General features: G+C 72.9%; 3 protein-coding genes. All 3 read left to right on the top strand.

Annotated elements, in window-relative coordinates; translation table 11 throughout:
• Window positions 1–4790 (top strand): SDR family NAD(P)-dependent oxidoreductase (locus tag NMK44_RS41120; protein ID WP_254753211.1); only part of this gene is annotated, 4790 nt, incomplete at its 5' end.
• Between the two features lie 34 nt (window positions 4791–4824).
• Window positions 4825–10617, top strand: a complete 5793-nt coding sequence (locus NMK44_RS41115) for a type I polyketide synthase (protein WP_254753209.1) — start codon at window positions 4825–4827, stop codon at window positions 10615–10617.
• Complete coding sequence (locus tag NMK44_RS41110) at window positions 10610–11047, top strand: nuclear transport factor 2 family protein (RefSeq protein WP_254753207.1); 438 nt, start codon at window positions 10610–10612, stop codon at window positions 11045–11047. Before NMK44_RS41115 ends, NMK44_RS41110 begins: the two co-directional genes overlap by 8 nt.
• Window positions 11048–11075: the final 28 nt, after the last annotated feature.

Here is an 11075-nt window from a genome sequence, read left to right as displayed (position 1 = left end):
CACCCTACGTCGACTGGTCCCTCACCGACGCCCTGCGCGGCGGCATCGACACAACCGACCTCAGCCGCGTCGACATCATCCAACCCATCCTCTGGGCCGTCATGACCTCCCTCGCCGCCCTATGGGACCACCACGGCGTCACCCCCACCGCCGTCATCGGCCACAGCCAAGGCGAAATCGCCGCCGCCTGCGTCGCCGGAGCACTCACCCTCGACGAAGGCGCCCGCATCGTCGCCCTCCGCAGCACCGCACTACGCAGCCTCACCGGCCACGGCGCCATGGCCTCCCTCAACCTCAGCCACCACCACACCCAAACACTCCTCGACCAACACACCCACCACACCCCCGACACCGGCATCGCCGCCACCAACGGACCCCACTCCACCGTCATCTCAGGACCCCCCGACCAAATCAAACACATCCTCACCACCGCCCAAAACCAAGGCCACCGCGCCCGACTCATCGACGTCGACTACGCCTCCCACAGCACCCAAGTCGACGACATCGCCGAAGAGCTCCGGGAACTGCTGTCCGGGATCGAACCCGTACAGGCGGAGGTGGCGTTCTACTCCACCGTGACCGCGCGCCGGATGGACACCAGTGGACTGGACACCGCGTACTGGGTGGCGAACCTGCGGGAACCCGTACGGTTCGCGGACACCGTCCGCGCCCTGCTCGACGACGGCCACCGCATGTTCATCGAGGCCAGCACCCACCCCGTCCTCACCGTCGGACTCCAGGAAACCTTCGAAGAGGCCAGCGTACCTGCCGTGGCGGTGCCCACGCTGCGGCGTGACCACGGCGACCGGGCCCAGCTGATGCGTTCGGTGGCGCAGGCGTTCGCGGCGGGCGCCGAGGTGGACTGGGCACAGTGGTTCCGCACCGATCCGGCCCCACCCGTGGTGGACCTGCCGACCTACGCCTTCCAGCGCGAACGGTACTGGCTGGACCACCGTGGCGGCCGGGGCGGCGACCCCGGTGACCTCGGTCTGGTGGCCGCGGGGCATCCGCTGCTCGGCGCCGCGGTGGAACTCGCCGAGGACGGTACGCATCTGCTGACCGGGAGGCTCTCGCCGCGCGCCCACCCCTGGCTGAACGACCACCGGGTGCTGGACACCGTGCTGCTCCCGGGAACCGCCTTCGCCGAGCTCGCGCTGCACACCGCCGCCCGGACCGGCTGTGACGGGGTGTCGGAGCTGACGCTGTACGCGCCACTGGTGATTCCGGAGGGCGCGGCGGTGGATGTGCAGATCGCGGTCACCGCCCCTGACGCCACCGGTGACCGCAGTCTGACCATGCACTCGCGTCCGGCGGACGACACCGGCGACGGGGTCTGGACGCGGCATGCGACAGGTGTGCTGAGCACCACCGGGACCGACTCCGCCACGACGGACGCCGAGGGACTGAAGGGCGCGTGGCCGCCTCAGGGCGCCACCCCGCTGCCCGTCGCGGACTTCTACCGAGGTCTGGACGACCACGGCTACGGTTACGGCCCGGCCTTCCAGGGGCTCACCGCCGCGTGGCGGCTCGGCGACCACCTCTACGCCGAGGTGGCACTGCCCGAGGGCGAGCGCGCTCACGCCGGCGCGTACGGTGTCCACCCCGCCCTGCTCGACGCCGCGCTGCACGTCCGGGCCCTGGCCGTCGATCCCGCGTCCGAGGATGCGCACCGGGTGCTGCTGCCCTTCTCCTGGAGCGGGTTGCGACTGCGGGCGACCGGGGCGGACACCCTGCGGATCCGGCTCACGCCCACGGCGGCGGACCGGCTCACCCTGACCGCCGCCGATCCGGCCGGAACGCCGGTGGTGACGGTGGCCGACCTGGTCCTGCGGCCGGTCCCGGACGGCCGGCTGGGTGCCCGTACCGCGGGCCGGAACACACTGTTCCAGCTACGGTGGGAGCGAGCCGCGGACTCCACGGACGACGCCGCGGCCACTCTTGCTCCGGCCGTCCTGGTCTCCGGCTCCGGTCCGCTGGCCGACGCGCTGCCCGGCGCGCCGTGCCATCCGGACCTGACCGCGCTCCGGGCCGCCGTGGCGGACGGCACACCGGCACCCGACGTCGTGTTCGTCTCCGTCACCGCCCCCGACGGACCCGCTCCCGTCGAGGGTCACGGTCCCGTCGAGGACACCCACACCCGCACCGCCGCGGCCCTGTCGCTGCTGCGTGAGTTCCTGGCCGCGCCCGAACTGGCCGCCACCCGGCTGGCCGTCGTCACCCATAAAGCGGTCGCCATCCACCGCCACGGCGACGTCCACGATCTGCCCGGCGCCGCCGTCTGGGGGCTGGTGCGCAGCGCCCAGTCCGAGAACCCGGGGCGGCTGCTGCTGCTCGACCTCGACGGCGCGGAGAGCTCGCGGGCGGCGGTGGCGGGCGCGGCGGCCTCCGGTGAACCGCAACTCGCCCTGCGTGAAGGGCAGTCGTACGTACCGCGTCTCGTCCAGGACGACGCGGCCGGGCTGCTGTCCCCGCCGGAGGGTTCGACGGCGTGGCGCCTCGGGCTCACCGGTCACGGCAGTCTGGACCATCTGGCGCTGGTCGACTGCCCGGAGAACACCCGGCCGCTGGGTCCCGGCGAAGTCCGGGTGGCGCTGCGGGCGGGCGGAGTGAACTTCCACGACGTGGTCGTGGCGCTGGGCATGGTGGAGGATCCCCGGCCGCTCGGCGGCGACGGCGCGGGGGTGGTCGTGGAGGTGGGCCCGGACACCGACCGGTTCGGTGTGGGCGACCGGGTCATGGGGCTGTTCAACGGTACCGGACCGCTGGTCATCACCGACAGCCGGCTGATCACCCACATCCCGGCCGGGTGGTCGTACGCCGAGGCGGCTACGACCCCGTCCGCGTTCCTGACCGCCTACTACGGTCTCGCCGATCTCGCCGGACTGCGCGCCGAGGAGAAGCTGCTGCTGCACGCCGCCACCGGCGGTGTGGGTCTGGCGGCGGTGCAACTGGCCCGCCACTGGCGCGCCGAGGTGTACGCCACCGCCAGTCCGGGGAAGTGGCACGCGCTGCGCGGACGCGGTTTCGACGACGCTCATATCGCCTCGTCCCGCAGTCTGGACTTCGAGGACCGGGTGCGGGACGCCGCGGGCACCGTCGATGTGGTGCTCAACTCGCTGGCCGGCGAGTTCATCGACGCCTCGCTGCGGCTGCTGGGTCCGGGCGGGCGTTTCATCGACATGGGGCGGACCGACGTCCGGGACCCCGAGCGGACCGGCGACCAGTATCCGGGGGTCACCTACCGCGCGTTCGACCTCGTGAGCGGTGCCGGTCCGGACCGTATCCAGCGGATGCTGGCCGAACTGTCCGCGCTGTTCGAGGACGGCACCCTGCGGCCGCTGCCGACCACGCTGTGGGACATCCGCCGGGCACCCGAGGCGTTCCGCCACTTCAGTCAGGCGCGCCACATCGGGAAGATCGTGCTGACGATCCCGGCCTCCCTGGACCCGGACGGCACCGTACTGATCACCGGTGGGACCGGCACACTCGGCGCCGCCACCGCACATCATCTGGTGACCCGTCACGGGGCGCGGCGGCTGCTGCTGGTCAGCCGTCGTGGACCGGACGCACCGGGCGCGGCCGAGCTGGTGGCGGAGCTGACGGGACTCGGCGCGGAGGTGACCGTCGCGGGCTGTGACATCGCCGACCGGGCGGCCCTGGCCAAACTGCTGGAACAGGTGCCCGGGGCGCATCCGTTGACCGCGGTCGTCCACGCGGCGGGGCTGCTGGACGACGCCACCATCGAAGCGCTCACCCCCGAGCGGCTCGACGGTGTACTGCGGGCGAAGGCCGATGCGGCCTGGCATCTGCACGAACTCACCCGGGACCTGGGGGTGTCGGCGTTCGTCCTGTTCTCCGCGGCCGCCGGGCTGCTGGGGGCCGCGGGCCAGGGCAACTACGCGGCGGCCAACGCCTTCCTGGACGCCCTGGCCCATCGCCGCCACGCCGAGGGGCTGCCCGCCACCTCGCTGGCATGGGGCTACTGGGCGCAGGCGACCGGGATGACCGGTGGGATGACCGACACGGACCGGGCCCGGCTGGCGAGGGCCGGTATGGTGGGGCTGGAGACCGACGAGGGTCTGGCGCTGCTCGACACCGCCCTGACCAGCGGACTTCCCACGCTGGCGCCCATCCGGCTGGACCTCGCCGCGCTGCGCGGACGGGCCGGTGGCGACGACGTTCCGGCGCTCTTCCGAAGCCTGGTGCGCGGCACACCGCGGGCGGTGTCCGGTGCGGTGCCGGGGGCGGCCTCCGGCACGGGGTCGGCCGAGGCGTTCACCGCGATGACGGCGGAGGACCGGCAGCAGGCGCTGCTGAAGCTGGTGCGGGCGCACACCGCGACGGTCCTGGGGCATGACGCGGCGGAGTCCGTGCATCCCACGCAGAACTTCCGGGAGCTCGGCTTCGACTCCCTCACCGCCGTGGAGCTGCGCAACCGGCTCGGCGCCGCCACCGGCCTCCGGCTGCCCGCCACACTGGTCTTCGACCACCCCACTCCCACGGCCGTCGTCCGGATGCTCCAGGAGTTGCTGGCACCGGACTCCGGAACGGCGTGTGACGCGCTGCTCGCCGGTCTGGACTCCGTCGAGGCGGCCGTGGAGGCGGTGCTCGGGGACCGGGACCAGCGGACGCGGATCGCGGCCCGGCTGCGCAAGCTGCTGCGCACGGTGGACGGCGGCGCGGTCCCGGTGGACGAGGGCCGGGACGATCTGGAGTCGGCCAGCGACGAGGAGTTGTTCCACGTGCTCGACCACGAACTCAGTGTCCCCTCCGACGAGACTCCGCGATGACTCACGACGGCCGCAACGATCGGGTTGATGCGACATGACGGATGACGAGAAGCTGCGCAGCTATCTCAAACGGGCGACCGCCGATCTGCGACTGGCCAGGCGGCAGTTGCAGGAGGTCGAGGAAAGCGCCCGCGAGCCGCTCGCCATCATCGGGATGGCCTGTCACTTCCCCGGTGACGTGGAGACGCCCGAGGACCTGTGGCGGGTGGTCACCGACGGCGAGGACGTCATCTCGCCGTTCCCCGCCGACCGCGGCTGGGACCTCGACGGGCTGTACCACCCGGACCCGGAGAACGCCGGGACCAGCAGCGCCCGGGACGGCGGCTTCCTGCGCAACGTGGCCGACTTCGACGCGGACTTCTTCGGGATCAACCCGCGTGAGGCCGCGGCGATGGACCCCCAGCAGCGGCTGCTGCTGGAGACCGCGTGGGAGGCGTTCGAACGGGCCGGACTGGACCGCGACGCGCTGAGCGGCAGCGACACCGGTGTGTTCGCCGGGGTGGACGCCTACCACTATCTGTCGCTCATCGGCCAGACGACCGGTGACTCGGCGGGCTACGTCGCCACCGGGAACCTCGGCAGTGTGGTGTCCGGCCGGGTGGCGTACTCGTTCGGTCTGGAGGGGCCCGCGGTGACGGTGGACACCGCGTGTTCATCGTCGCTGGTCGCCACCCATCTGGCGGCCCAGGCGCTGCGCAACGGGGAGTGTTCCCTGGCGCTGGCCGGCGGGGTCACGGTGATGGCCACGCCCGGTGGTTTCACCGAGTTCTCCCGGCAGCGGGCGCTCTCCCCGGACGGGCGCTGCAAGGCGTTCGCGGCGGCGGCCGACGGCACCGGGTTCTCCGAGGGCGTCGGCCTGGTGCTGCTGGAGCGGCTGTCCGACGCCCGGCGCAACGGCCACCGCGTGCTCGCGGTCATCCGCGGTTCGGCCGTCAACCAGGACGGTGCCAGCAACGGACTCACCGCACCCAACGGCCCGTCCCAGCAGCGCGTGATCCGGCAGGCACTCGCCAACGCCCGCCTGTCGGCCACCGAGGTGGACGCGGTCGAGGCACACGGCACCGGCACCACCCTGGGCGACCCGATCGAGGCCCAGGCACTCCTGGCCACCTACGGCCAGGAACGCCCGGACGACCAGCCGCTGTGGCTCGGCTCGGTCAAGTCCAACATCGGCCACACCCAGGCCGCGGCGGGTGTCGCCAGTGTCATCAAGATGGTGCAGGCGTTGCGGTACGCCCATCTCCCCGCGACGCTCCACATCGACGAGCCGACCCCGCACGTGGACTGGACCGCGGGTCAGGTGCGGTTGCTCGCCGAGCCGATGACCTGGCCGGACCGTGGTCATCCGCGCCGGGCCGGTATCTCCTCGTTCGGCATCAGCGGCACCAACGCGCATCTGATCCTGGAGGAGGCCCCTGAGCCCACCGGGACGGTGGAGCCGGCCGAGGGGGCGCAGGAGGACGGTACGACCGCGGGCGGTGTGGTGCCGTGGGTGGTCTCCGCACACAACGGTCCCGCGGTGCGTGGTCAGGCGGCGGCGCTGGCCGAACGGGTCGCGTCCGACGCCGAGTTGTCCCCCGCCGGGGTGGGCTGGTCGCTGATCAGCACCCGGTCGGCGTTCGACCACCGCGCCGTGGTCATCGGTGAGAACCGCGAAGAGCTGATGGCCGGGCTGAAGGCACTGGCCGCCGGGGAGACACATCCGGATGTGATCGAGCCGGGCGGCGCCGCGGCGGTGGGTGGTCTGGGCGCGGGTGGTGCCGGTCCGGTGCTGGTGTTCCCCGGCCAGGGCTCGCAATGGGTGGGTATGGGTGCCGGACTGCTGGAGACCTCACCCGTCTTCGCGGCCCGGATCACCGAATGCGAACAAGCCCTCGCACCCTACGTCGACTGGTCCCTCACCGACGCCCTGCGCGGCGGCATCGACACAACCGACCTCAGCCGCGTCGACATCATCCAACCCATCCTCTGGGCCGTCATGACCTCCCTCGCCGCCCTATGGGACCACCACGGCGTCACCCCCACCGCCGTCATCGGCCACAGCCAAGGCGAAATCGCCGCCGCCTGCGTCGCCGGAGCACTCACCCTCGACGAAGGCGCCCGCATCGTCGCCCTCCGCAGCACCGCACTACGCAGCCTCACCGGCCACGGCGCCATGGCCTCCCTCAACCTCAGCCACCACCACACCCAAACACTCCTCGACCAACACACCCACCACACCCCCGACACCGGCATCGCCGCCACCAACGGACCCCACTCCACCGTCATCTCAGGACCCCCCGACCAAATCAAACACATCCTCACCACCGCCCAAAACCAAGGCCACCGCGCCCGACTCATCGACGTCGACTACGCCTCCCACAGCACCCAAGTCGACGACATCGCGGAGGAGTTGGCGGACATCCTCGCCGGGATCGCTCCGGTCCGGTCGACGGTGGGGTTCTATTCGACGGTCACGGCGCGCCGGATGGACACCAGTGAGCTGGACACCGCGTACTGGGTGGCGAACCTGCGGGAACCCGTACGGTTCGCGGACACCGTCCGCGCCCTGCTCGACGACGGCCACCGCGTCTTCATCGAGGCCAGCACCCACCCCGTCCTCACCGTCGGACTCCAGGAAACCTTCGAGGAGGCGGGGGTCGAGGCGGCGGCGGTGCCGACCCTGCGCCGTGACCACGGCGGCCCGCGCCAGTTCGCCCGCTCGGTGGCGCAGGCGTTCACGGCCGGGGTGACGGTGGACTGGGCACGGTGGTTCCGCACCGACCCGGCCCCACCCGTGGTGGACCTGCCGACCTACGCCTTCCAGCGCGAACGGTACTGGCTGGACCCGGAGAGCGGACCGGGCGGCGATCCGGCCGGCCTGGGGCTCGCCGCCGCGGACCACCCCCTGCTCGGCGCCGCCGTGGAACTCGCCGACGGCACCGCACGGCTGCTCACCGGGCGGCTGTCCGCGCGCACCCACCCGTGGCTGGCCGAACACGTGGTGGCCGGTACGGCACTCGCGCCCGGCGCGGTACTGGTCGAGTGGGCGCTGCGAGCTGCCGACGAGGTCCGCTGCGGTGCGGTGGAGGAGCTGGCGCTCCAGGCCCCGCTGGTGCTGCCCGAGTCCGGTGGGCTGCGGGTCCAAGTGGCGGTGGCCGCCGCCGGGGAGGACGGACGGCGTGAGGTGCGGATGTACTCCGCCCCCGACCGGGCGGACGGACCCGGGGCGGACACGGACTGGGTCTGCCACGCCACAGGTGTGCTGGGCCCCCCTTCGTCGGCCCCCGCGCAGGCGGAAGGGCTGGCCGGAGCGTGGCCCCCGCCGGGTGCCGAGCCGTTGGACATCGGGGACTTCTACGAGCACGCGGTGGCGGCCGGTTACGGCTACGGTCCGGCGTTCCAGGGGCTGACGGCCGCCTGGCGCGACGGGGCGGACGTACTGGCCGAGGCGGTCCTCCCCGACGCGGCCGGTGACCGCGGCGGTTTCGGGATCCACCCGGCACTGCTGGACGCGGCGCTGCACACCTCACTGCTCGTGGACCGACCGGAGGGACAGGAGGACGACGGCCAGGTGTGGCTGCCGTTCGTCTGGAACGGTGTCTCGCTGTGGGCGGCCGAGGCGACCACCGTACGGGTGCGGCTGTCGCGGGACGAGCAACGGCAGACACTGCGGCTGACGGTGGCCGACGCGGTGGGTGCCCCGGTGCTGACGGTGGATTCGCTGGTGACGCGTCCCGCCGCCACCGACCGGCTGCGGACCACTGCCGCCGGACGCCAGGTGGACGGGCTGTTCACGCTGGACTGGGTCGCCCTGCCCGCGCCGGTGTCCGGTGGGCCGTCGTGGTCGGTAGCCGGTGACGGCGGCTGGGTGGTGCTCGGCGAGGACCGCTGGGGTCTGGCGGAGGCGGTCACGGCCGATACGGACCCGGAGGCCCCGACGGTGGTGCGCCATCGGGACCTGGACGCGCTCCTCGATGCGATGGAGGCGGGTGAAGCACCCCCCTCGGTCGTTCTGGCGACGGCTCGGGCCGATGACACGGACGACCGCGACGGACTGGGTGTGACCGAACGGCTGCTCGGGCTGGTGCAGGGCTGGCTGGCACGACCCGCGCTGGCCGACGCGCGGCTGGTGGTCGTCACCCGCGGCGTGGTGGCCGGAGCCTCGTCCACCGCCGGCACGGGACCGGACGACACCGCCGGGACCGGTCCGGCGGGCGCCGGTGCCTGGGGACTGATCCGCAGCGCACAGTCCGAGAACCCGGGCCGGTTCGTCCTGCTCGACCTCGACACGGACACGGACGCGGAGACAGACACGGACACAGGAAACGTGCCGGACGCGGTGTTGCGGGCGCTGGAGCTCCAGGAACCACAGCTTGCGGTGCGCGAGGGTGAGGTGCTGGTCCCCCGGATGGCGCGGGCGAGCGCGGGCGCCGCGGCCGTAGCGGACGGCGACACCGCCCCGGAGGTCTCCGGGGTGCTCGACCCCGAGGGCACGGTGCTGATCACCGGTGGCACCGGCACCCTGGGCTCTCTGGTGGCCGAACACGTGGTGCGCACCTGGGGGGTCGGCCATCTGCTGCTGGTCAGCCGTCGGGGAGCCGACGCGCCGGGCGCGAAGGAACTGAGCGACCGGCTGGCCGAGGCGGGCGCCCGGGTACGGATCGCCGCGGCCGATGTCACCGACCCGGAGGAGGTCGCCCGCCTGCTCGACGGGATCGGCCCGGAGCATCCGCTGACCGGTGTCATCCACGCCGCGGGCGTGCTGGACGACGCCGTCGTCACCTCGCAGGACCCGGAGCGGCTGGCCCGCGTATGGCGTCCGAAGGCCACCGCGGCGGCCGTGCTGCACACCGCGACCGCGGAACTGCCGCTGCGCGCGTTCGTCGTGTTCTCCTCGACTGCGGGGACTCTGGGCGCTTCCGGGCAGTCCAACTACGCTGCGGCGAACGCCTATTGTGATGCCCTTGCCGCCCACCGGCGCGCCCGTGGGCTGCCCGCCGTGTCGGTGGCGTGGGGGCTGTGGGCCGACGCCAGTGGTATGACCGGCCACTTGGCGGACGGGGACCGGGCCCGGCTGGCCCGCTCGGGTATCGGCGCGATGTCCCGTGAACGGGCGCTCGCCCTGCTGGACGCGTCCGTCCTGCACGGCGCCCCCCAGCTCATCGCCCTCGACCTGGACGTACGGGCGCTGGCCGGTCAGCCCGCGCTCACCCTGCCCGCTCCGCTGCGCGCCCTCACCGGTGGCGGCGCCGCGCGGCGCACGGCGGCCTCGGCACGGCCGCACACCGACTGGGCCGGGCATCTGGCTGCGCTGCCACCGGCCGAACAGCACCGCACCCTGCTGGATCTGGTGCTCACCCACGCCGCGGCGGCCCTCGGCCACGCCGACCCGGGCCGGATCCACACCGAGCGCGGCTTCCTGGAGGTCGGCTTCGACTCGCTCACCGCGATCGAGCTGCGCAACCGGCTGACCGCGGTCACCGGGCTGCGGCTGCCCACCACGCTGGTGTTCGACCATCCCAACCCGGTGGCACTGGCGGCGCATCTGCACACCGAGCTGGCGCCCGAGAAGGCCGATCCGCTGCCCGCGCTGCTGGGCGAGCTGGAGCGGCTGGAAGGCGCCCTGCTGGCAGCCGCCCAGGACGAGACCGCGCGCGGCGCCCTGCACCGGCGTCTGCGGACCACGGTGGCGAAGCTGGCCGGACCGGACGGCGGTGAGCCGGAGGGCACCGCGGTGAGCGGCCGCATCCACGACGCCTCGGCCGACGAGATCTTCCAGTTCATCGACCAGGACCTCGGCCGGGGCGACAGCGACGGAGAGCACACGGGAGTACACGTTGATTGACGAGCGAAGCCGGAAGAAGCTCATCCTCGAGCACAGCCGTCGGATGAACGCCGCGGACGTGGACGGGCTGCTCGAACTCTACGCGGACGAGGTGTCCTTCGAGGATCCGGTCGGCTCCGACCGCAGGTCCGGGCGGGACGCGCTGCGCGCGCACTTCGAGGAGCTGGTGGCGGCGGAGATCGAGGAGGTGCCGGGCCAGCCGGTCGCGGGCCAGGACGGTAAGCATGTCCTGGTGCCCGTCACCGCCACCATGAACTACCTGCCGCTGGGGCCGGTGTTCGCCGACCGGGGCTGGCTGACGAAGCCGGCCTCTCCCGAGAACAAGCGCATCACCTGGGACTACGTGGTGATGATGCGGGCGGGCACCGGCGGTCTGATCCAGGAGCTCCAGATGTTCTGGGGGAGGTCGGACCTTGGCGTCGCGGACTGACTCCCGCACCGGCACCCCACCACCCCGG

The organism is Streptomyces cucumeris (genome assembly GCF_024295805.1).
Lineage (GTDB): Bacteria > Actinomycetota > Actinomycetes > Streptomycetales > Streptomycetaceae > Streptomyces > Streptomyces cucumeris.
This window is presented reverse-complemented; position numbering and strand designations above follow the sequence as displayed.